28 protein-coding genes are annotated in these 19,458 nt (G+C 56.4%); 22 read left to right on the top strand and 6 right to left on the bottom strand.

What is annotated here, in order from left to right; genetic code table 11:
- The first annotated feature begins 8 nt into the window (after positions 1 to 8).
- From ACQRBR_RS04785 to ACQRBR_RS04870, 18 genes are all read left to right on the top strand, one after another.
- Positions 9 to 140 (top strand): hypothetical protein, encoded by a 132-nt coding sequence (locus ACQRBR_RS04785; protein ID WP_275060965.1) that lies wholly within the window; start codon positions 9 to 11, stop codon positions 138 to 140.
- The gene (locus tag ACQRBR_RS04790; RefSeq protein WP_427812442.1) at positions 133 to 750 is read left to right on the top strand and encodes a phage baseplate assembly protein V; all 618 of its coding nucleotides are present in this window, start codon (positions 133 to 135) and stop codon (positions 748 to 750) included. Before ACQRBR_RS04785 ends, ACQRBR_RS04790 begins: the two co-directional genes overlap by 8 nt.
- Entirely contained in the window at positions 750 to 1,136 is a 387-nt protein-coding gene (locus ACQRBR_RS04795; RefSeq protein ID WP_304045415.1) for a phage tail protein, read from the top strand. Before ACQRBR_RS04790 ends, ACQRBR_RS04795 begins: the two co-directional genes overlap by 1 nt.
- Positions 1,136 to 1,480, top strand: coding sequence for a GPW/gp25 family protein (locus tag ACQRBR_RS04800; RefSeq protein ID WP_427812443.1), 345 nt, complete (start codon positions 1,136 to 1,138; stop codon positions 1,478 to 1,480). The genes ACQRBR_RS04795 and ACQRBR_RS04800 overlap by 1 nt, the downstream gene beginning before the upstream one ends.
- Positions 1,464 to 2,603 (top strand): baseplate assembly protein, encoded by a 1,140-nt coding sequence (locus tag ACQRBR_RS04805; protein WP_427812444.1) that lies wholly within the window; start codon positions 1,464 to 1,466, stop codon positions 2,601 to 2,603. Before ACQRBR_RS04800 ends, ACQRBR_RS04805 begins: the two co-directional genes overlap by 17 nt.
- Positions 2,603 to 3,424, top strand: coding sequence for a phage tail protein I (locus tag ACQRBR_RS04810; protein ID WP_427812445.1), 822 nt, complete (start codon positions 2,603 to 2,605; stop codon positions 3,422 to 3,424). The genes ACQRBR_RS04805 and ACQRBR_RS04810 overlap by 1 nt, the downstream gene beginning before the upstream one ends.
- Entirely contained in the window at positions 3,409 to 4,344 is a 936-nt protein-coding gene (locus ACQRBR_RS04815; RefSeq protein WP_427812446.1) for a phage tail protein, read from the top strand. The genes ACQRBR_RS04810 and ACQRBR_RS04815 overlap by 16 nt, the downstream gene beginning before the upstream one ends.
- 24 nt (positions 4,345 to 4,368) lie before the next feature.
- Positions 4,369 to 4,929: a hypothetical protein gene (locus ACQRBR_RS04820; RefSeq protein ID WP_427812447.1), complete on the top strand. Its 561-nt coding sequence runs from the start codon at positions 4,369 to 4,371 to the stop codon at positions 4,927 to 4,929.
- Positions 4,930 to 4,946: 17 nt separating this feature from the next.
- Positions 4,947 to 5,255, top strand: a complete 309-nt coding sequence (locus ACQRBR_RS04825; RefSeq protein ID WP_427812448.1) for a hypothetical protein — start codon at positions 4,947 to 4,949, stop codon at positions 5,253 to 5,255.
- Between the two features lie 10 nt (positions 5,256 to 5,265).
- Positions 5,266 to 6,681 (top strand): hypothetical protein, encoded by a 1,416-nt coding sequence (locus ACQRBR_RS04830; RefSeq protein ID WP_427812449.1) that lies wholly within the window; start codon positions 5,266 to 5,268, stop codon positions 6,679 to 6,681.
- 1,559 nt (positions 6,682 to 8,240) lie between these two features.
- Entirely contained in the window at positions 8,241 to 8,843 is a 603-nt protein-coding gene (locus ACQRBR_RS04835; protein ID WP_427812450.1) for a phage tail protein, read from the top strand.
- Positions 8,833 to 9,000: an anaerobic ribonucleoside-triphosphate reductase gene (nrdD, locus tag ACQRBR_RS04840; protein ID WP_427812451.1), complete on the top strand. Its 168-nt coding sequence runs from the start codon at positions 8,833 to 8,835 to the stop codon at positions 8,998 to 9,000. Before ACQRBR_RS04835 ends, nrdD begins: the two co-directional genes overlap by 11 nt.
- On the top strand, positions 8,997 to 9,749 hold the full coding sequence (locus tag ACQRBR_RS04845) for a right-handed parallel beta-helix repeat-containing protein (protein WP_279135737.1): 753 nt from the start codon (positions 8,997 to 8,999) through the stop codon (positions 9,747 to 9,749). The genes nrdD and ACQRBR_RS04845 overlap by 4 nt, the downstream gene beginning before the upstream one ends.
- A gap of 44 nt (positions 9,750 to 9,793) precedes the next feature.
- Entirely contained in the window at positions 9,794 to 10,849 is a 1,056-nt protein-coding gene (locus tag ACQRBR_RS04850) for a tyrosine-type recombinase/integrase (RefSeq protein WP_427812452.1), read from the top strand.
- Positions 10,850 to 10,989: 140 nt separating this feature from the next.
- Positions 10,990 to 11,244 (top strand): hypothetical protein, encoded by a 255-nt coding sequence (locus ACQRBR_RS04855; RefSeq protein WP_006004904.1) that lies wholly within the window; start codon positions 10,990 to 10,992, stop codon positions 11,242 to 11,244.
- A 69-nt stretch (positions 11,245 to 11,313) separates the two neighbouring features.
- Entirely contained in the window at positions 11,314 to 12,099 is a 786-nt protein-coding gene (locus tag ACQRBR_RS04860) for a DUF3560 domain-containing protein (protein ID WP_427812453.1), read from the top strand.
- Between the two features lie 88 nt (positions 12,100 to 12,187).
- A complete protein-coding gene (locus ACQRBR_RS04865) occupies positions 12,188 to 13,222 on the top strand; it encodes an AcrVA2 family anti-CRISPR protein (RefSeq protein ID WP_427812454.1) in 1,035 nt (344 codons plus the stop codon).
- Between the two features lie 54 nt (positions 13,223 to 13,276).
- Positions 13,277 to 14,536: a hypothetical protein gene (locus ACQRBR_RS04870; protein WP_427812455.1), complete on the top strand. Its 1,260-nt coding sequence runs from the start codon at positions 13,277 to 13,279 to the stop codon at positions 14,534 to 14,536.
- Positions 14,537 to 14,587: 51 nt separating this feature from the next.
- On the opposite strand, the gene ACQRBR_RS04875 is transcribed toward ACQRBR_RS04870, so the two are convergent.
- The 6 genes from ACQRBR_RS04875 to ACQRBR_RS04900 all read right to left on the bottom strand — a co-directional run bounded on the left by ACQRBR_RS04875 (position 14,588) and on the right by ACQRBR_RS04900 (position 18,283).
- The gene (locus ACQRBR_RS04875; RefSeq protein ID WP_427812456.1) at positions 14,588 to 15,070 is read right to left on the bottom strand and encodes a hypothetical protein; all 483 of its coding nucleotides are present in this window, start codon (positions 15,068 to 15,070) and stop codon (positions 14,588 to 14,590) included.
- Positions 15,071 to 15,373, bottom strand: a complete 303-nt coding sequence (locus ACQRBR_RS04880) for an STAS-like domain-containing protein (protein ID WP_427812457.1) — start codon at positions 15,371 to 15,373, stop codon at positions 15,071 to 15,073. It lies immediately after the preceding gene.
- A gap of 2 nt (positions 15,374 to 15,375) precedes the next feature.
- Entirely contained in the window at positions 15,376 to 16,335 is a 960-nt protein-coding gene (locus ACQRBR_RS04885; protein ID WP_427812458.1) for a hypothetical protein, read from the bottom strand.
- 126 nt (positions 16,336 to 16,461) lie between these two features.
- On the bottom strand, positions 16,462 to 16,815 hold the full coding sequence (locus tag ACQRBR_RS04890) for a hypothetical protein (protein ID WP_427812459.1): 354 nt from the start codon (positions 16,813 to 16,815) through the stop codon (positions 16,462 to 16,464).
- A gap of 282 nt (positions 16,816 to 17,097) precedes the next feature.
- Positions 17,098 to 17,508, bottom strand: a complete 411-nt coding sequence (locus tag ACQRBR_RS04895) for a hypothetical protein (RefSeq protein ID WP_204626472.1) — start codon at positions 17,506 to 17,508, stop codon at positions 17,098 to 17,100.
- Between the two features lie 361 nt (positions 17,509 to 17,869).
- Positions 17,870 to 18,283: a hypothetical protein gene (locus ACQRBR_RS04900; protein WP_204626473.1), complete on the bottom strand. Its 414-nt coding sequence runs from the start codon at positions 18,281 to 18,283 to the stop codon at positions 17,870 to 17,872.
- An 85-nt stretch (positions 18,284 to 18,368) separates the two neighbouring features.
- Between ACQRBR_RS04900 and ACQRBR_RS04905 the strand changes: the two genes are divergently transcribed.
- The 4 genes from ACQRBR_RS04905 to ACQRBR_RS04920 are packed head-to-tail and all read left to right on the top strand — an operon-like array spanning position 18,369 to position 19,458.
- Positions 18,369 to 18,623 carry a hypothetical protein gene (locus ACQRBR_RS04905; RefSeq protein WP_204626474.1) on the top strand — a complete coding sequence of 85 codons (255 nt, stop codon included), beginning with the start codon at positions 18,369 to 18,371 and terminating at the stop codon, positions 18,621 to 18,623.
- A 12-nt stretch (positions 18,624 to 18,635) separates the two neighbouring features.
- On the top strand, positions 18,636 to 19,091 hold the full coding sequence (locus ACQRBR_RS04910; protein ID WP_427812460.1) for a phage regulatory CII family protein: 456 nt from the start codon (positions 18,636 to 18,638) through the stop codon (positions 19,089 to 19,091).
- Between the two features lie 59 nt (positions 19,092 to 19,150).
- Positions 19,151 to 19,312: a hypothetical protein gene (locus ACQRBR_RS04915; RefSeq protein WP_204626476.1), complete on the top strand. Its 162-nt coding sequence runs from the start codon at positions 19,151 to 19,153 to the stop codon at positions 19,310 to 19,312.
- Complete coding sequence (locus ACQRBR_RS04920; RefSeq protein WP_204626477.1) at positions 19,309 to 19,458, top strand: hypothetical protein; 150 nt, start codon at positions 19,309 to 19,311, stop codon at positions 19,456 to 19,458. The genes ACQRBR_RS04915 and ACQRBR_RS04920 overlap by 4 nt, the downstream gene beginning before the upstream one ends.

A 19,458-nucleotide genomic window follows, 5' to 3' on the forward strand; every position in this document is an offset into this window, starting at 1 on the left:
GGGCGGACATGGATCAGGATCTGCGACAGATCAGACGGGAGATGCGGCCCATTTTCCTGTTGCTGGCAGCGGGGTTGCTGTTCATGGCCGCCGGTGGCTGCTGGCTGGCTTTGGAATTGTGGGGGTACTGCCATGAGTGATGTGCAGGACGTGCTGGCCCAGGTCATCCGCGTGGGCTTTGTGACGGCCCGCCAGCCGGAAAAAATGCGCGTGCAGGTGGAGCTGCGGGACACGGTGACGCAGCCCCTGTCCTCCGCATGGCTGCCGGTACTCTGTCCACGGGCCTCCGGCGATCTGGTCTATGACCTGCCCGATGTAGGCGATCAGGTGCTGTGCCTGTTCCTGCCCTACGGGCTGGAGCAGGGCTTCGTTTTGGGGGCCATGTACGGCAAGGCCAGCCCGCCGGTTTCCAGCGGGGACAAGTGGCACCGCCGTTTTCAGGACGGCACGGTGCTGGAGTACGACCGGGCCGCGCACAAGCTCACGGCCCAGGTGCAGGGCGATGTGGCCGTGAAGGCCACCGGCAGCGTGCAGGCCGAGGCCACCGGTGATGTCAGCGTCTCCAGCGCGGCCAGCCTGACGCTCATGGCTCCGGCCATGCAGCTGGGCGGCACCGGTGGCGGCACGACCCAGGCGGCCATGCAGGGCACGTTCCGGCTGGAGCATGGCGACATCATCGTGGAGGGCGTTTCCTTCCTGCATCACGTCCACGACTGCCCGCACGGCGGTCAGACAGGGGAGCCGCACTGATGTACCAGGGGCTTTTGGGCGCTTTCCCGTTCACCGTGACAGAACTGGAGGTCAGTACCTTCCGCGACCTCAAATTTTCGCGCGAGCAGGTCTATGCCGAGCATCGGGTGCTGGCCGGCATCCCCTGTTTGCAGCACATGGGCCGTAACCTCGACCCGGTATCGCTGACCGTGCAGATCGTGCCCCTGACGCCCGTCTCCACCGTGGGCCTGCGCCTGCGCCTGCTGGAGAGCGTGGCGGCCAGCGGCGATGAGATGGCCCTGGTCATCGGCTTAAAATACTACGGCCTGTATGTGTTGAAGTCCTACGAGATCACCCACCGCCAGCTGCACTACGGCGTGACGCTTTCCGCCGAGGTCCAGCTGGCCCTGCAGGAGTACAACTGATGCCCCCCATCACGCTCACCGTGGACATGGCGCAGCGCCAGCGCATCCAGATCGGCGCCACCGGTCTGGCCGGTCTGGCGCAGGAGATCCGCATGGTGCTGGCCACGCGCAAAGGCTCCGTGCCGCTGGATCGTGATTTCGGCCTCAGCTGGGATCATGTGGACAGGCCGATGGGCGAGGCCATGCAGTACATGGTGGCCGAGATCGGCCAGCAGCTGGAGCGCTATGTGCCGCGCATCCGGGTGCGGGACATCTCGTTTTCCAGCAACGACGCGGTGGATGGGCAGCTCATCCCCCGCGTGACCGTCGAGATCAGGGAGGAGTACCGTGGCGATTTCCAGTAGCGTCGATCTGCGCGCCCTGTCTGCCGTGACCTTCGCGCCCTTATCCACGTCCGAAGTCGAGGCGTCCATCCTGACCTCCTACGAGGGGCTGACCGGCGTGAGCCTCCAGCCCGGTGATCCGGTGCGACTGTTCCTGGAATCTCTGGCTTATGTGGTCAGCGTCCAGAACCGGCTGCTCAACTTGGCCGGGCAGCAGGGCCTGCTGGCCTATGCCCAGGGCGCGCACCTCGACCATCTGGGCGCGCTCATGGGCGTGTCCCGTATCCCGGCGCAGTCCGCCCGCCTGAGCCTGCGCTTTGTGCTGGGCGAGCCCCTGGGCTTTGCCGTACCCATCCCGGAGGGCACGCGTGTGGCCACCAAGGACGGCCAGATCGCTTTCGCCACCGTGTCGGACAGCGAGATCGCCGCCGGTGAGCTGCAGGTGGACGTGGCGGCCCTGTGTACCACCTCCGGCGCGCAGGCCACGGGCCTCGTGCCCGGACAGGTGACGCAGCTGGTGGACCCCATCCCCTATGTGGTCAGTGTCAGCAACACCACCACGTCGGTGGAAGGGGCCGACATCGAGGATGATGAGCGCCTGCGCGAGCGCATCCGCCTTGCCCCGGAGACGTACACCGTGGCGGGCAGCACCGGTGCTTACGAGGCCCGCGTGCTGGCCGTGAGCGCCGACATCGAGGCCGTGTCCGTCACCTCCCCGGAGCCGGGCGTGGTGGACGTGCGCTTTGTGCTGGCCGGTGGCGAGCTGCCGGACGAGGCCATGATCTCGATGGTGCGCGAGGCCCTGTCCGACGAGACCGTGCGGCCCCTCACCGACAGGGTGGATGTGGCCGCGCCTGAGACCGTGGACTATGCCGTGTCCGGGCGCTGGTATCTGCGCCGCAGCGATGCCGTGCTGCTCTCCGGGGTGACGGCCGCCGTGGCCCAGGCTGTTGAGGACTGGCGGCTGTGGCAACGCTCCCAGCCCGGTCGCGACATCAATCCCACGCGGCTCATTGCCGCCGTGCAGGCCGCCGGCGCCAAGCGCGTGGAGCTGGATGCCCCGGCCTTCCGCGCACTGGAGGCCACGCAGGTGGCCCGCGAGACCGATATTTTCCTGCTGTTCGGCGGGCTGGAGGATGAGTGATGGCCCGCCGACTTGGAACTACGCCCTTCCGCGAGCTGCTGCCCGATTCCCTGAGCGGCGATCCCTCCATCCGCGCCGCCGCTGCCGCGCTGGACACCGTGCTGGATGCGACGACGCGCGCCATCCCGGGTGTGCTGCTGTACGCCCGCCTCGCGCATGACACGGGCTTTGTGGAGCCCGTGGCCATGCTTCCGCCTCTGGCCAGACTGTCGGAGCTGTCCGGCGGTCTGGCCAGCCTCCCGGAGCCTGTGCTGGATCTGCTGGCATGGCAGCTTCATGTGGAGGGCTACGAGACGGCTGTGGATCTGGCCGCCAAGCGCCAGCTTATCTCGGGCAGCCTGCTGCTGCACCGGCGCCGGGGCACTCCCTGGGCCGTGCGCACGGCGTTGGAGACGGCCCTGCGCCTGCCCACGGTCATCCGCCAGTGGTGGGAGTATGAGGGGCGTCCGTACTTTTTCCGCGTGCGTCTGGACGTTAGTGAGGCCGGTCTGGATGAGACCGGTGTGACCGACGCCATGCGGCTGATCTTTGACTACAAAAACACGCGCAGCTGGCTGGACTGTCTGGAGACCGTCACCACCCGGCCCCTGCCTGTCAGCATCGCTGTGGCCGGGATCATGCGGGCCATGAACCGGGTGCGCCTCTGGTTTCCCCCCAAGCCGGTGCCGTCCGGACGCGTCCATGTGGGGCTGGGCAGCACGCGCTACTCCCGGAGCGTCATCCGGCCCTGGACGCCGCCCCGGCCTGTCCCTGCTCTGCGCGGCCGCATCGCTTTTGCCATCATCTCACAAAGCCGGAGTATCGTATGCCCCAAGCCCTAGCTACAGTTCCCGGCGGTCTGGAGGATACCCAGACCGTCCCCGGTGTCGCCACCGATACCCCTAAGTATTACTGCCTGCTCACCAAAGCCGGGGCCGTGCTGGAGGCCGCGGCCCACGCTGCCGGTAAGCCCATCCGCCTCAGCGTCATCGCGGTGGGCGACGGCAACGGCGAGGTACCCGTGCCCGCCGACGATGCCGTGGATCTCGTGCACGAGGTCTACCGCCGCCCCATCGACAGCCTGAGCCAGGATGCGGATGACCCCAACGTCTGCTGGGCGCACATCGTCATCCCGGCCACGGAGGGCGGTTTCTGGATACGCGAGTTCGGCATTTTTGCCGAACCGCTGGAAGAGGGCGGCCAGCCTGTGCTGTTCGCCTACGGCAACCACGCCCCGTTCTACAAGGCCAAAAGCGTGCTGGGCCAGGCCACCACGCACGAGCTTTCCGTGCCGGTCATCATGTCCGGTACGGCCGAGGTGCAGATCATCGTCAGCGAGAGCGGCTATGCCTCACGGCTGGAGCTGCTCCAGATCGCGGGCGTGGTGGAGGATCTGCGTCATCCCCGGGAGGCCGTCTGGACGCTGGATGAGGCCGTAGAGGATGGCGGCACGCTCACTCTGCCGGAGGGGGTGGCATACCTCCCCGGGGAGCATCTGCTGGATGTGTTTTGGGATGGCGTGGCCTGCTATCCGGGCCAGCAATATGAAGAGATTTCTTCGGCTGACGCGCTGGAATCGACCGCGATCCGCCTGCTTTTCGCTGCTCCGGCCGGGAGCGAGATGCGGGTGCTGGTGCGGGCTTACAGCATCCAGCCGAAGTTGGAGGGCGTGGAGGTGCCGGAAGGCATCGCCGAGCGCGTGGACGCGCTGGAGACACGCCTCGAGGACGTGGCCGCGAACGTGGCCTATGTAGATGACTAACATTTTTGCCCAAGGAGCAAAGAAATGTCTGATCCCATCAAGGTGTTGCTGAAAGATGCGAGCGGCAACCTCATCCATCCCGAAACCGATGCTACCCAGGTCAAAACGGCCGACGGCAGCAATGTCGAAGCCAAGCTCGCATCGCTGCAAACCGCTATCAGCGGCAAGGTCCCCTGCCATATCGTCAACGACATCGCTGCCCGTGACGGTCTGGAGAGCCCGAAGCAGGGGGACCTGTGCTGGGTCAAGGATGCCACGGCTGATGAGACCGTCAGCACCGGCGCGGCCCAGTACATCTACGACGGCAGTGCGTGGGTGAAGATCGCCGAAGCCGAAAGCCTGGATCTTGTGGTCAACTGGGCCGACATCCAGGGCAAGGAAGCCGTTGAAACGGCTATGGCCAAGGCCCACGAGCACGCCAACGCTGACATCCTCAACGGCATCTCCGCCAGCGGCGACACCATGACCGTCAACGGCAAAACGTACTACTCCGGTCGCATGGTGGCCATCATCGAAAATGGCGCCGAGATCCCGGCGGACATGAACCCGAACGGCATCGTGTTCGAAAAGGCCGCCGCCGTCTAAGGCAGGGAGGGAGTCCTGTGTCGTACATTATCCGTAATGCCCAAGGTCAGAAAATCGGAATGCTGCCGGACTCCCTCCGCGTGGCCCAGGCTGCCGAGCTGCGCTCCCTTGCCGGGAGCCGCTCGGCAGCCATCGAGGCCGGCACGCAGTTCACGGTGCCGCAGTATGAGGTGGGCAGCGTGGCGCTGGAGGTCTTTTTGGACGGCGTCGCCTGCATGATCGGCGAGCAGTACGCCGAGGTCGGCAGCAAGGGCCAGACCAGTACGAAAATCACCTGGAATATCGAAGTCGCCACGGATCGGGACATCCTGGTCCGCTGCAAGTAGGAGGTCAGCCATGTCGTTTCCCGGAATCATCCGCCGCCTGTTCGCCAACAATGGGGCAGGCCCCCTGCTCCGGGGGGATATCCTCCCCCTGAATTACGGGACATGTTCCACGGCCGCAGGTACGGCGGCCAAGGTCGTGTCGATCCCTGGTTTTGCGCTGGCCACGGGCGCTGAGGTGACTGTCCGTTTCACTGTCACGAATACGGCCAGCAGCCCCACGCTCAATATCAACGGCACCGGCGCCAAGCCCATCCAGTACCGCAATGCGGCCATTGCGGCAGGCTATCTGGCGGCCAACCGCACATACAGGTTCGTGTATGACGGATCGAGTTATGAGCTGGTGGGTGACGTCGATACGAATACGACGTACACCGCCGCGACCGCCGCTCCCAAGGCTCCGGCCTCGTCTGCGGCTGTCGGCACGTCGGCCAAGTATGCGCGGGAAGACCATGTCCATCCCGTGCAAGAATCGGTGACGGGGTCTTCCGGGTCCTGCTCAGGCAATTCCGCCTCTGCCTCTAAGTTGTCGACGAAGCGCACCATCGGTGGTGTGCAGTTCGACGGTAGCGCCAACATTCATCACTTCGGGACGTGCTCCACAGCCGCAGGCACGGCGGCCAAGACTGTGGCGCTCTCGGGTTTTGTGCTGGCCACGGGAGCGGAAATCACGGTCAAATTTTCGGCCACGAACACGGCCAGCAGCCCCACGCTCAACGTCAATAATACTGGTGCCAAGGGCATTCGCTACCTCGGTGCCGCCGTCGCTGCCGGGTACCTCGCAGCAGGACGTATCTACCGCCTGCTCTATGACGGATCGTATTGGAACATCGTGGGCGATATCTACATCCATGCCGGTAGCGTTTCTGAGGAACAGGAGGCTCTGCGCCTGTCCATGATCGGCGTCCCGCGCTACTGGCGCAGCACCACGCTCCCGGCCCATCACTGCTGGGCAAACGGCGACTTCGTTGAGTTCGCCGACTGGCCGGAGCTGAAGAAAGTTTATGATGCTGGCGGGTTCAAGGGGATGTTGATGGCGTGGGATGCCGATGAAGAAACCCAGGCTGCCAACCTGGGGATGTGGCGTCCCGATGCAGCTAAGCCTACGGGATTGTTCACGCCCAACCTAAGCGGACAGTTTTTCCGAAATTGGGCGCCGGGCAGTGAAAAAGGCGCTGGCACATGGGGACGCGACGAGATCAGGAATATTACGGGGACATTTGGCATCGACTATGCCGGAATCAAGGGAGTCAGCGGAGCATTCTCTTACACAGGCGCTCAAAGCTCGACTACCAACAATAACGGCTCAAATCGCCAGGACTCCGTCAGATTCTCCGCAGCATCGGTCGTTCCTACCGGCCAAGAAAATGTTCCTCCCCACGTCTGGCAGCCGCTTGTGATCTATCTAGGCCGGTCTGCCCAGGTATAGGCAGACCGGCTGATCCACGCTGGCGGGCATGACTGTGGGGGATGCTCCGTAGATGCTGCTGGAACGAGATGCATCCATATACGTCATAGCCGCCTGCCGGTTTTGTCCGTTCGGGGCCTCTGAGGTGCCAGAGCGATAAAATGCCCCGGAGCTTCCGCTTCCATATGATCCATCGGCATTAACGGCACCAGAAATGTTGGGGACCCCCGGTTTATTGTAGCCCCCGGCGGTATCGTCCCCCGGCCCCCAATTTCGGAAAGACTTGCGGCATCCCCAAAAGCCAAACTCTGGCCGGTGGTTAGGCAGGGGCCAAAGGTTTTTCCGAAATTGGGCGCCGGGAGATGGGCAGAATGTCGGGGGTTATAACGCGCCGGGATTACCTGCTCTTGATGGGTCATTCCGGGGGGCATACAGCCTAGATGGTGAAGTAGACGATACTTACACTGGCTCATTTGTATCAGGGGCCGCCGGAAAAATTTATTGGAGTTCCACGGCAGGTACTGGCTTAGTCGACTGCCGAGTAAATTTTTTCCCATCCAAATCAAATAGCATCTATGGGGCTTCCGCGACGGTAGTTCCTCCCAGCGTCAACCAACCGGTTATCATCTATCTAGGCAGGCCTACCTAAATAAATCATAAGAGGCTGCCAGACATGGGGAGGAACATTTTCCGGGCCAGTGGGTACAGATTTTGATGCATCGAACTTAATGTAAACATTACGGGAAGATGTACGCGCATCAGCACTATAACATCCACTGCCAGCCACAAATGCACCAGTCGGACTCAAGTATCCACCGGTCGAATTGTTTGAACCTGACGTGCCAGTAATATTGCGAATCTCATCGCGGCCCCATACCCCGGCATCTTTACCACTGCTTGGCACCCAATTTCGGAAAAACTTTTTGTAGGCCCATAACATTCTGTCAAAACTGGGCTTTTGAGAAAGCCAGCAGTCTTTCCGAAATTGGGCGCCGGGAGCAGTCGCAGCAGCTGGGATAGCGAATACAGATACAGGTCGGAATATAACAGGGAGTGTGAATTTTAATACTCTAGGGGTCCCTTATCTTTATGAAGCATTCTATCCTCTTACTAATGATAATAATGGGGGGGAGCTTACTGTATTACCTAAAGGATGGGCGTCGAACTTTGCCTTCGATGCATCTCGCGTGTGGAAAGAGCATTCAGGACAAGAATTTGCTCCTATCCATGCATGGCAACCCGCCATCCTATACTTGGGAAGGCCTGCCTAGGTATAGGATAATAGGCTGAGAAATATTTACAGGACGTGTTTCCCCCGCAGTTCGAGGAGTTCCGTTTTTGCCAGGAGTAGGGTCGCCAATCGTTGCAAGCTGTCGGGCACGTCCCTTATCTGCACCACCGCTTGCGCTTATCTCATTGGACGTAATAGCAGCATCCCCAATCCAGCCATGACGATGCCCCTGGAACGCATCTTCTTGGGTAGAGCCAGCCAGACGTCCAGAATCAATCGTTTGCCCCTGCGCCCAATTTCGGAAAAACTTTCGTCTATCTCTAACCACTACCCCTAAAAGGAGATTGATATGGCAACCATGATGTACATGTTCGATGCGAAAACCCGCGAGTACAAGGGCTCTCGTCCGGCACAGGAACTCAACGGAAAGGCCCTGACCAAAAGTGCCTTCGCTACTCCTACCCCGCCGCCTACCTCCATCCCGGAAGGACATGTCGCCCGCTGGACGGGGAGTGAATGGGAGCTGGTGGAGGATCACCGCCAGCATCTGGACAGCAAGGGGACGAAGCAGGGCGGTACGCCGTACTGGCTGCCGTCCGAAGGCGATGACTGGCAGAGCCAGCCCCGCTACACCGAAGACCTCGGCCCGCTGCCGGATGGTGCGGTCACGATGCGCCCGGAAAAACCCCTGTCTGTGGTGAAGGAAGAAAAGGAGCTGGAGGTCAGGTCTGCCTGCGATGCGGCCATCATCGCCAGCCTCACCATGCCTGCCGCCAGCCCTTCCGTGACTGAGGTATCGGTGGCGGCTGCCTCCTTGGCTGCTGTTGATCCTGATGGCCCTGACACTATCCTCGCGCTGCATGCGGCTCGTCGGGACGAGCTGCTGGCCCTCATCAATGCGGCTGACAGCGTCGCTGCTGTCCAGTCCGTGGAGGTGACGTATGCAGTCTGAGCCCGTCCCAGATGCCCGGGCCCGGGGCGAAGGCGTCCCCTTCCAGAGGATTCGTCGAATCACCGGTTATCTGGTCGGTACGCTTAATCGCTTCAACAACGCCAAGCGTGCAGAGGAGCGGGATCGGATGAAGCACGGCTTGGGAGGGCAGCGATGACCGGCGGTGAAGGGGCGGACAGATCCTGCGGCATCATCGAGGAGCAGTACATCACGGCTCCCCTGAGCCGGGGAGGGGACGGCATCACGGTGTACGGCAGCGACGGCCCCGTAATTATCCGCAACTGCACGGTGGATATGGGCCGCTGGCCCCTGGACAAGCTGGATGAAGGCATCTCCGGCGTGGACGGGGCGCGTGCCGTGATCCGCCGTACACGGGTGACGAGAGTGGGAAAGGCCATCCTGTGGGGCAACGGCGATTACCCGGATACGGATCCGGACGCGGAGCTGGTGCTGGAGGATTGTATCATCCGGGATGTTGGCCGCCGTGCTCCGGAGGCCCAGGATGGTGTGCGCGTCATCATGCGTCGCTGCGTGATCCGCAACTGGGGCATTGGCAGCCGCTTCACGGTGCGGAGTTTCGGGGCGTGGGCGCACGATGGGGCCAGTATCCGGGCCGAAGACTGCGTTTTCTGGCAGGATGGCTTTTGGCAGTCCGGGCTGCGGGGCTTTGTGGTCGATCTGGCCAACTGGATTGGCTGGTGCTTCAACCGGCGGGACTGGAACCCGCTGCACTGGCTTTTGCCCGGTGTTTGCCGGGGTCTCACTGCCAGCCAGAAGGGAAAGGTCAGTGCCAGTCGTTGCTGGACGAATCGCTGGTGGATCAGGCTGCAGGGGCATCGAGGCCCCAGGATGTCCAAACGGGAGGCATTGGCCCTCATGGCGGAATTGGAAGGCAGGCTGCTTTGACGGTAGGGGCATTCGCTCGCATAGTGCCGGAAAGGAGAGGTACTATGCCTGTGATTTTTTTGCCGTATAAGAAGAAGCCCTGGATCTGCAAATTTCGGGAACCATGGAGCGGGCGTCCGCGCATCCGCTCTTTCAGCAGCGAACAGGAGGCGCTGGACTTCGAGAGGGTCCAGCGCCTTATTTTTGAGCGGGAGAAAGCTCTGGTGCGCCGGGCCAGATACAAAGGTCGTCAGCCGGAGAGGACGCTCACTGTGGCCGAGTTGCTGTCAGCCTATATCGAGGCCCGGCAGAGCCTGTCCACGAGGACGACGGCCATGCAGCACCTTCGCAGCTTTATGGATATCTACGGCCACCGGAAGGCGCACTGCATCAGCGTGGACGACGTTCTGGCGTGGATGGAGATAATGCGCCAGCGCGGGGCTGGCGCCGCCACGGTCAGCCGAAGGGCGGCTATCCTCAAGGGGGCATGGGCATGGGCCTGCCGCAGCCGGCATTTGGACAGCAACGCGCTATCCGTGCTGCGCATCCCCACCGTGCGCTCGCAGCGCATCGACCCTCCCACGTTGCAGGAGGCCCGGCGTCTGTACGCTGTGGCTGCGGAGCATGTGCAGCGGGTGATTGCTCTGGGCATGGGCATGGGGCCGCGCATCGGCCCCAGCGAGCTTTTTCGACTGCGCTGGTTGGATGTTGACCTCGACAGCCGTCTGATCCGTATGCCGAATGCCCGGAAGGGGGCTGAGTTCGAGGCCCGGAGCATCCCTGTCCGTGATGATCTTCTGCCCCTGCTGCGGCGCTGGCAGCAGACGGATGCCGCAGCAGGCGTGGAGTTCGTCGTCCACTATCGTGGCCGTCCGGTGCAGTCCATCAGCAGGGCATGGCACAACGCCCTGCGCAGAGCCGGGATCGGCAGACGCCTTCGCCCCTATGATCTGCGCCATGCCTTCGCCTCCCACGCCCTGGATCACGGTGCTGACCGCAAGTGCGTCGCCGAGGTCATGGGGCACAAGAACGAAGGCATGCTGCTGCAAATCTATCAGCATACGCTGCTGCGCCAGCGCCGCCGGGCCGTCAACGCGGGGCCGGGGTTGCGCGTGAAGTGACCTCAAATGCCCCCTGTTTTCTGGGGGGCATTTTTTTTGCCATTTAGCCGATTTTCTTCACTTTTTTGTGTACGACAACGCCGCTATATTGTATAGATAAGTTATTGAAATTCAACAACTTACCTCAAAGGAGCCTGAGAATGAGCAGCTACGACATCATCCGCCACGCCAGCTACATCCTGTCCCGCGTTTCTTGGCACGGCCTGCCGGAAACGGCGGTCGGAGAAGCGGGCTACCGCTTCCGCACGGGTGACATGGAAGGGGCGTCCCCTCTTGTGACCTCGCTGATGCGTGATCTCAAGTCCAACATGGAAATGAAGGACATCAAGGCAGCCTTCATCCTGCTGGACATCATCAACAACGAGATGCTGGAAGAGATCATCGAAGGGGCCTAGGCCGTATCATCCCTGCTCCGGTGGTGCCACACGCCGGGGCAGGACAACCTCAACCAAAAGGACACCATCATGAACAGCTACGAAGAAAAGCAGGAAGCCCGCCGGGCACGCTACGAAGAAAAGGCCAGCCGGCTGCGTGACGAAGCGCACCGGCTCCACGACCAGGCCCACGAGATGGCCTCGGCCATTCCCTTTGGCCAGCCCATCCTTGTGGGGCATCACTCCGAGGGCCGGGACCGGCGCTACCGCGACCGCATCCACAATACGTTCGGCAAGGCCTTCGCCACGATGGATAAGGCCGATTACTACGAGGAGAAGGCTGCCAAGGTCGGGAGCGGCGGCATCTCCAGCGATGATCCTGATGCCCTGGACAAACTCAATGACAAGCTGGAGAACCTGCGGCGGAACCATGAGTTCATGAAGGCGGCCAATGCCGCCATCCGCAAGGGCAAGACCACCGAAGCCAAACTGGCGAACCTCATGGCGCTGGGCGTGAGCGAAGGGGAAGCGCAGGACATCCTCAAGCCTGACTGTCTGGGGCGTGTTGGCTTCGCGCCTTACTCCCTCCAGAACAGCAACGCCAACATCCGCCGGGTGGAGCAGCGCATCCGCGAACTGGAGCGGGCCGCCGCTGCCGAGAGCAGGGAAGAGGAAGGGCAGGGATACACCTACCGGGAAGACACCGAGGAAAACCGGATAATGTTCCTCTTTCCGGGCAAGCCCGATGACGATACCCGCCAGATGCTCAAGGACTACGGCTTCCGCTGGTCTCCCACCAGAAAGGCGTGGGTGCGGATGCTGAACGGTCGTGGCCGTTTCGCCGCCATGCGCGTCCGTGAAAGGCTGGACGCCTGATGAGCAAGCCCCGCTTCGGCGGGGCTTTTTTGGCAGCTTGCCAAGGTGCGGACTTTCTCCTAAGCCGAAAGGAGCAGGAGAAGATTCTATGATAGCTCAGCACACGCTACATCCAGTACAGACGCTCAATGCCCTTTGCAAACGCTATCCCAATCTGACGCAGCAGGTAAACGCCGCCTGGAGCAAGAAACTTGCTGATCCCGGCCTCTGGCCAGAGTGGTGCCTGCTGCCTATGGACGAATGGGCACGTATCATTGAGCAACAGGAGCAACTTAGCGGTAACGCATTGCCGATTGAGGTCAAGTTTCGGGATCTGTATTTGCTTTCAGCTGTGGGGACATGGAAATTTTCGCAGGGGGTTTATAGAGTCGACAAGACTTTTCAGCAGGCATTGCTTGAAAGTGATCTTGGAAAGGATATCCCGGCAGATGTTCTGATGCATATGCCCGAATGGTGCATCTATGTCGAGACTCCTGATGAGCGGTGGAAAAATAGTGTGGAACTTTTGGGATTTTGGGCTCATATTTCTTATTCTGAAGAACATAATTATCCAAAATTAAACATATTATTACTTACATCCCAAGGTGAGTGCAGAATCCCAGGAGTACCTCTTGGAAATTGGCCTATAGATGAAGCCTTTGAGCGTGAATTTTCAGAGATGGAAAGCAAGGTCGTGGGCAACTACACGTTTCCTGCACAAATTGAAAACAGGATGCTGTTCAGCAAGTGGCGTTCATCGTATCCTCATATAGAGCGCCTGTTGCATATCATCCTGTACTGCTGTTGTGATAAGCCGGACATCGACGATGCCCGGCAGCCCGGCACGTCTCCCCAGCGTCCTCAAGCAAAGCAGGTCAAAGGTGGTTTTCGATTGTTCCCTGCCAGTGCGCCGCGTTTTTGGACTGTAGGGAACAATATCGGTGAGCAGTTACGACAGGTGCAGCAGGATAATCAGGAGAAGGAGACTTCCTGCGGCAGTGGGCGCAGCAGGCGTCCCCATCTGCGCCGAGGCCACTGGCATGGCTACTGGACAGGCCCACGCAAAAGTGAAGTGCCGCAAAAGTTCATCCTGCACTGGATTCCTCCACAGCTTATCCGCGGCAGCGGCGAGGAAAAGTCATAGAATAGCAAGTAGTACTGATATGTCATGGAAGCTTTATTGAATAAGGAGATTGTGATGGCTGAAAATGGCAAAAAACTTCCTTCGAAAGAAGAGATAGAAGAAATGATAGCTCAAGTTAACGTAGTACTTCAATTTATGGATAAACAAAATCAGAAAGAATTGTTACAAATAAAGGCTAATGCGGAAAAAATATTACGTGTATTTAATGCAATACATTTTTGTAATCATATCCTTGATGCGAGAGGTCTTCATTTTATTGGTGATGAGCCAATAGATGTAGTTTTTGAAGTTGAAGATAAAATACGAAAAGGCTTGATTGATGAGGCTGAAGACACTCTCGTCTCATATTACAGGACTGATTTTGAAGTACGCTATATAAGATTGGTTCGACTTCCAAACTATGAGTTGAGGAAGGATATCATAGAAAAAGCTCATGCTCATTTTTTGCAGGGGGATTATATCTCCTGTGTTCCTCTCGTGCTCATGATGGCAGATGGTGCTGCAAATGACGTCTTGCCAAAAGGCATATTTGCAGAGGGGACAGATATGGAGATATGGAATTGTGTAGGGACAGAATATGGTATTGTAGACTATCTTAAGTCTTTTACTCAATCGCGAAAAATGACTCGTGGAGATGAAATTACCATCCCTTACAGAAATGGCATCCTGCATGGTCGGGATACCGGCTATGGTACTGAAAAAGTTGCATTAAAAGCTTGGGCACTTCTTTTTAATATTTGTGATTTGATCATAAACAAGAAAAATTCTGTACAAGAAAAGAAAAAATACGATGAGCAGCAGGAGAAAAAACAAGAGGATAGGGCAAGGTTTGCAAAGGACCCTCTAGGAGAATTCCTGCGTTTAGTATGCAAGTTGCAGCAGTTATCAACATGGGTACCAATAAAGAAACCTGAAGAGTGGCTCGATGAAATGTCATACCAGGATATATCCAGGTATAAAAAACATTCTGTAGGATGGACGTTTCATACCTTTATGGATAACTGGAAAAATGGCCGCTATGCCATGCTGTTGGATGCTATGGAATCAACAAGTATGTCGCATAAAAAAATGAAAAATGATTTTATGAAAAATATAAAAAATCTGAAAATACATACTTATGAAGTCATCGCTATCCATGAAGCGAAGTCTTCATTAACATTTATTATAAGTATCGATATTAGAGATTATGGGAAAAAGGAAATCTGTATTCCCGTATTCGCTCGCGATGATAGAGGGGAAGGCGTCTGTTGCGCAGGTGCGTACTCATGGATAATAGGTAATTCTTTTATAGATATTGTTAATAGTATTATATAATAATTGTGTTATTTATTGAGTTGTAATATGTATTTCAGATTAAAAAATTGTTTATTTTGCATTATGCAAATCATCAATAATTGCCATTGTTCCAGATTTTATCGAACCATAGATTGAACTGGTGATACTCTGTGATGTATGTTGATCTGTTTGAAAATTATCTAATGTGATAGCTGCACGTAAGCGTGCAGCAAGAAAAACATCAACGGACATGTTTTTGGATAGCAAAGAATACTTAGCTTCAAATCTGTCGATTCTGAAAAGGATCTCTTCTTCTAGCTCCCTATCTCTAGTATTTTTTTTATGGTATTCGAGAGCTTTTTTTTCTATTAATTCAGCACTACTAGAAAGCGATCTTGCGAACTTTCTCCATTCAGCGCTTTGCTCACGTCGTTTGTTCAGATGATTAACCAAAAACCAACCTATAATAACTGCAAGGGGTGATAGTATGTCTTTAAAGTGAATATCCATAATGTTAATTATGTATTCATAGGGTATATGGGAAAAGACGATTCCTTGCTGTTCAATATACATCTAAGCCTTCTCAATATAGGAAAAAATTTCTTTTTTTAATCCTTCTCGATTTGAACTAAGTGTTAGATGTGCTTTTATAAATTTTCTATCATACCCTTCACGCACAAGACCGCCGAATACTTCTTCTAAAAAAGAAGATCCGTAGCCTCTAGTTCCATCTAACTCAACTATAACTTGTTGATATTTTTGAAGTGCTGGAATCAGTATATTATCTCTAAACTCTTCTCCACTGAATTCGCCATCACTTCGATAGCGTCCTCCAGGAAACACAGAAAAATCATTTGCGATGTTAATTGTTTTCATTGCTATCCCTCGTGTAATATTTTTTGCAGAGCCATTTCAGTTGGAGACTGATGTGGCGCGCTTAATGGAAGTTTCCAGCAGACAATAGTTCCAGGTAGAGATGTAGCAAAGTTGAGCTTTACGATCTTTTTCCTTCTTAAAAAGACGAGTCCTCTTCCTGAATAGATTGAAAATGATGCTCTTTCGTCGTCTTTGGCAATACCTGAGATTGTTTTCAAGCCATTACCTCTATTGCGTTCTCCTGTTCTGCTAGAGGGTGTTTCTATTGCGGCTTTGATGATGTCCGCATCATTAGGAGTTCTGATTTCTTTCAAAAGTGATTTTATTATTTCTTTCCATTGGATATGAACAGTTTCTGGAATGCCAATACCTAAATCACAAATAGATACATGAATATATTGATCTTTGATTTGTGAAAATACCCACCATGCTGTTTTCAACGATGCAACATCTGAAAGTTCACGCTTTTTTATGTAGGCATGTTCACGAGCATTTTTTATAGCTTCAATAAAACCACCATATACGTTTAAAGCCAATGGTAGTTCCATGAGTTCACTATCTGGATCTATGATTTCATCAAATTTTGCACCTGTTACATCAACTCCAGAAGTTTTTTTCCAATGTATAACATCATTATATTCTGTACATGGCGAAAAGGTATATGAGCAAATTTCGAAAATACCAATCTGATTTAAAACATGATTTACTTTTGATACTCTAGATTTTATACATTTTATGATTATATTTTTATATATATTTTTGATATTTTCTAATTCTGCATAGAGGTATAACATTCCTTCTGTATATACTTTTACTGTTTTTGAAAAGTCTATATACACACATTTGTTATTTTTAACGCTGTTGTGAATTTTTTTTACAGCATCTAAAAGAAGACGCCTTGATTCTTCTTTAGAGATGCCAATCTGTTCAGGGATTGCGATTCTAGGAGTAAACCGTGTCATGGAGATACGAGTAGTGCAATCAATTAATTTGATGGAAGTACGCCTTTGGTAAAACATACTTCTATATCTATGTCTTTTGCTAATACGGTTTATCATATACTGTAAGCCTTAATAAAATATCCTGAATTATCTCCCCATTTCCAGCAATCGTTCCGTCAGCCGTCGGTTCAGGGCGCGTTCCTCTTTCAGCTCGGCTTCCAGTTCGGCGATGCGCCGCTGGCAGTCAGATGCAGCAGGCGTTTCTGCCGGGGCGTCGCTGGCAAGCATCGCACCTTCCCCAAAGTAAAGCCAATCGCGGTTCACTTCTGGGTAGGTGGTCAAAATTGCATCAAGAACAACCTTTCGAATTTTTTGTTGGCCGTCAGGATTGAGATAGCCATGAAAAGTCTGCTGGAATAGCCCGATGCTCCTAGCAAATTTTGCTTGGGAGTTATCTGTAAAGATTTCAGTGAGTTTGATAAGGCGTTCGTACAGTTCCATGATGACAAATTTTTTTGTTGATTATGACAAAAAATATTGTTAAAACTCACTTCAACAACTTGACCAAACAACCCAACTTTCCGGGCCAACCCGGAGCCGCCGGGACCGCCCCATCAAAGCCCGCCAAGAACAACCAGGATCAGACACGAGGGGAAAGGCCCGGTCCCGGCGGTATGTTTAGCAACCGTGACCGTGATGGCAGCCCGCAAGGAGCAGGGCGGTCAGCATGGTCAGCAAAGGAAGAAGATATTTCATGGTTCGCTCACTTGCTGGAGAATTTGCTTATCCGTGCCCGTCGCTGGCCTTGCCGGTACCGCTCGCAGCGGCGTTGTCCCCAACGCCGTCGACCAGCAGGCGGGCCGCGAGTTTGCGATTCAGGCGGTTGGCTTCATTCAGTTCCGCCTCCAGCGCGGCGATCCTGTCCAGAAGTTCCGCTGTCGTCGTATCCGTCGGGGCCCCAAAGGGGTCGCCCTCCCCGGTCATGAGCCAGTGGTAAGAAAAACCCAGCGTTTCATGCAGGCGCTGCAGGTCATCAGGGCGGGGCAACTGGCCCCGTTCCCAGCTCTGCATGCGCCCCTGGGAAGCACCCATGAAGCGGGCGAAGGCCAGCTTGCTGGTCGGCTCATTCTTCGCAAGGGCCCGGGTCGCGAAGGTTTTGTAAATGATGTCAAAACGATGTGAAAAATCAACCATATTTTTGTATTTTTAATTTGCACAAATTAAATTTCAAGTTATTCCTTTCTTTGCCAACACACCTAACCAGCCTGACCACAGGAGAAAGCCATGCAGGAAAACGTATCTGTCTGGCCCCCGTCAGAGGAAGATCTCGAATTGATGTCGCAGCGCGGATTCGTCTGCATGGATGACAGCCAACGCGAGTTCTTGCGCATAACTGTCAAGCACGTCGGCAATTTCCACGTCAAGACGAAAGCCATCATCTACTTCTATCGCGGCAGAAGCAGTATCAAGGCCCTCAATACGCTGACGGTCTACATCGAGGGGGAGGAACTCACGGAGATCGTCTCCCGGACCAGGAGAAAATTATCGCCCTCCCTTACCGAGATCCTGCGGTGGTTCGGCAAGTTTCAAGGGCCGCCAACGTATCCACCGTCCGCAGGAGCTTGCGGGTAAGCATAGCGGCCTTGCCGTGGGGCGCACGACGTTCCAGGGCTTCAAGCTTCTCGGTCAGGATCTTGCGGGGGCGTTCGAAGCCGCATTTCTCGGGCCGGGTATGGGGATAGTAGGCCTCAAGGCGTTCCCGTTCGGGCACCTCCCCGCAGTCTTTGTAGACATGCTCATCCATTTCGGATTTGAGCTCGTCGATATTGTGCTCAAGGACGCCCTGGAGCTGATCCACCTCGGCGGACGGCACGGGATACCGCTTGGCAAGGACCATCAGCTCTTCGAGAGCGGCGGCAAAGGCAGTGTGTTCTTCAAAGGAGAACCCGGCAAGGATACGGTTACCCATTTTCCACTCCCCTGGTGCAGAGGGTTACACTATGACAATGAAGACAGCGATAACATACGAGGAATTGACCCGGCAAGAGAGGCTGTTGATCTGGTTGCGCCGGGCCAACCTGAACAATGCCCAGATCGCGGAGGCCCTGAACGTCTCCGCCATAGCCATCAGCCGCTGGTTCCGGGCGGAGAGCATCTCCTCCTGGAGGCATCGGCAGCTGGTGGATTTCGGTATCCCGGCGGAACTCTTGCCCCCTGCGGTGGACAAAGCGCCGGGACGCCAGCGCAAGCCCGAAGGGCTGTTCCGGCATGATAGCGGGCTGACGGGCGCATGTCTCGCCAATGAGTAGGGGATTTTCGCAATGCAGGATGAACAGATCAGGATCTTGTGCCAGCACGCGGTCAAGTATGCGCCCAACGGCATCTCCGCCGAGGCCGTGGCCGATGCGCTGGGCATGCGCTACGCCACGCTGATGTCGCAGCTGTCGGCGCAGCCGGGCCACAAGCTGGGGGCGGAGATCGTCCTGCCCATCATGCAGCTGACGGGCGCATCCGCTCCCATGCATCATCTGGCCCGGCAGATGGGCGGTGTGTATGTGGAGCTTCCGCCGGTCTCTCCGGGCAGCCACGAGGTCACGGCCTCGCTGGTGGAGAGCGTCCGCCAGTTCGGCGAGTTTGCCGCACAGGTGGCGCAAAGCCTCGACGACGGCATCATCACGGCAGAGGAACAGGCCCGCATCGCGCGGGACGGCCAGATGGCCCTGTCAGCCATCCTGAAGGTGATGGAACTCAGCGACAGGGCGCAGGCCGCCAAATAAAAAAAGCCCCTCGGCTGTTGCAGCAGCCAAGGGGCCAAACTCCCGAAGGAGCAAATGGTATGAGCAAGAATTACTCCCAACCCGGTACGGCTGTCAATCAGGCCACCTACATCGTGACCCTGGATGGCAAGCGGGTGCGCATCATGGCGAATTTCCGCCAGATCATGGCTCTGCTGCCCCTCATCTGCGCTGGCCGCCAGCTCAAGGAGGCGGTGGCGTGATGGGCGAAGGCCTGCTTCTGGGGGCCATCCTGCTCGCAGCTCTGGCGGGCTGCTGGCTGGCTCTGGCCCTCGTCTGGAACGTGTCGAACCGTCGGCACATCAGGAGATTGCAGCAGACGCTGCAGGAACGTGAGCAAAAGCAGTGA

Origin of the sequence: Desulfovibrio sp. SGI.133 (assembly GCF_050313955.1) — a bacterium.
Taxonomy (GTDB): Bacteria; Desulfobacterota; Desulfovibrionia; order Desulfovibrionales; family Desulfovibrionaceae; genus Desulfovibrio.

What these genes read in the sequence shown, in the direction of transcription:
- ACQRBR_RS04910 (WP_427812460.1), top strand. Translation starts at nt 18,636, where the DNA reads ATGCAGGATGAACAGATCAGGATCTTGTGCCAGCACGCGGTCAAGTAT.
- ACQRBR_RS04865 (WP_427812454.1), top strand. Translation starts at nt 12,188, where the DNA reads ATGATAGCTCAGCACACGCTACATCCAGTACAGACGCTCAATGCCCTT.
- ACQRBR_RS04870 (WP_427812455.1), top strand. Translation starts at nt 13,277, where the DNA reads ATGGCTGAAAATGGCAAAAAACTTCCTTCGAAAGAAGAGATAGAAGAA.
- ACQRBR_RS04810 (WP_427812445.1), top strand. Translation starts at nt 2,603, where the DNA reads ATGGCCCGCCGACTTGGAACTACGCCCTTCCGCGAGCTGCTGCCCGAT.
- ACQRBR_RS04830 (WP_427812449.1), top strand. Translation starts at nt 5,266, where the DNA reads ATGTCGTTTCCCGGAATCATCCGCCGCCTGTTCGCCAACAATGGGGCA.
- ACQRBR_RS04795 (WP_304045415.1), top strand. Translation starts at nt 750, where the DNA reads ATGTACCAGGGGCTTTTGGGCGCTTTCCCGTTCACCGTGACAGAACTG.
- ACQRBR_RS04880 (WP_427812457.1), bottom strand. Translation starts at nt 15,373, where the DNA reads ATGAAAACAATTAACATCGCAAATGATTTTTCTGTGTTTCCTGGAGGA.
- ACQRBR_RS04835 (WP_427812450.1), top strand. Translation starts at nt 8,241, where the DNA reads ATGGCAACCATGATGTACATGTTCGATGCGAAAACCCGCGAGTACAAG.
- ACQRBR_RS04895 (WP_204626472.1), bottom strand. Translation starts at nt 17,508, where the DNA reads ATGGTTGATTTTTCACATCGTTTTGACATCATTTACAAAACCTTCGCG.
- ACQRBR_RS04885 (WP_427812458.1), bottom strand. Translation starts at nt 16,335, where the DNA reads ATGACACGGTTTACTCCTAGAATCGCAATCCCTGAACAGATTGGCATC.
- ACQRBR_RS04915 (WP_204626476.1), top strand. Translation starts at nt 19,151, where the DNA reads ATGAGCAAGAATTACTCCCAACCCGGTACGGCTGTCAATCAGGCCACC.
- ACQRBR_RS04800 (WP_427812443.1), top strand. Translation starts at nt 1,136, where the DNA reads ATGCCCCCCATCACGCTCACCGTGGACATGGCGCAGCGCCAGCGCATC.
- ACQRBR_RS04845 (WP_279135737.1), top strand. Translation starts at nt 8,997, where the DNA reads ATGACCGGCGGTGAAGGGGCGGACAGATCCTGCGGCATCATCGAGGAG.
- ACQRBR_RS04900 (WP_204626473.1), bottom strand. Translation starts at nt 18,283, where the DNA reads ATGGGTAACCGTATCCTTGCCGGGTTCTCCTTTGAAGAACACACTGCC.
- ACQRBR_RS04850 (WP_427812452.1), top strand. Translation starts at nt 9,794, where the DNA reads ATGCCTGTGATTTTTTTGCCGTATAAGAAGAAGCCCTGGATCTGCAAA.
- ACQRBR_RS04820 (WP_427812447.1), top strand. Translation starts at nt 4,369, where the DNA reads ATGTCTGATCCCATCAAGGTGTTGCTGAAAGATGCGAGCGGCAACCTC.
- ACQRBR_RS04875 (WP_427812456.1), bottom strand. Translation starts at nt 15,070, where the DNA reads ATGTATATTGAACAGCAAGGAATCGTCTTTTCCCATATACCCTATGAA.
- ACQRBR_RS04815 (WP_427812446.1), top strand. Translation starts at nt 3,409, where the DNA reads ATGCCCCAAGCCCTAGCTACAGTTCCCGGCGGTCTGGAGGATACCCAG.
- nrdD (WP_427812451.1), top strand. Translation starts at nt 8,833, where the DNA reads ATGCAGTCTGAGCCCGTCCCAGATGCCCGGGCCCGGGGCGAAGGCGTC.
- ACQRBR_RS04890 (WP_427812459.1), bottom strand. Translation starts at nt 16,815, where the DNA reads ATGGAACTGTACGAACGCCTTATCAAACTCACTGAAATCTTTACAGAT.
- ACQRBR_RS04860 (WP_427812453.1), top strand. Translation starts at nt 11,314, where the DNA reads ATGAACAGCTACGAAGAAAAGCAGGAAGCCCGCCGGGCACGCTACGAA.
- ACQRBR_RS04790 (WP_427812442.1), top strand. Translation starts at nt 133, where the DNA reads ATGAGTGATGTGCAGGACGTGCTGGCCCAGGTCATCCGCGTGGGCTTT.
- ACQRBR_RS04785 (WP_275060965.1), top strand. Translation starts at nt 9, where the DNA reads ATGGATCAGGATCTGCGACAGATCAGACGGGAGATGCGGCCCATTTTC.
- ACQRBR_RS04855 (WP_006004904.1), top strand. Translation starts at nt 10,990, where the DNA reads ATGAGCAGCTACGACATCATCCGCCACGCCAGCTACATCCTGTCCCGC.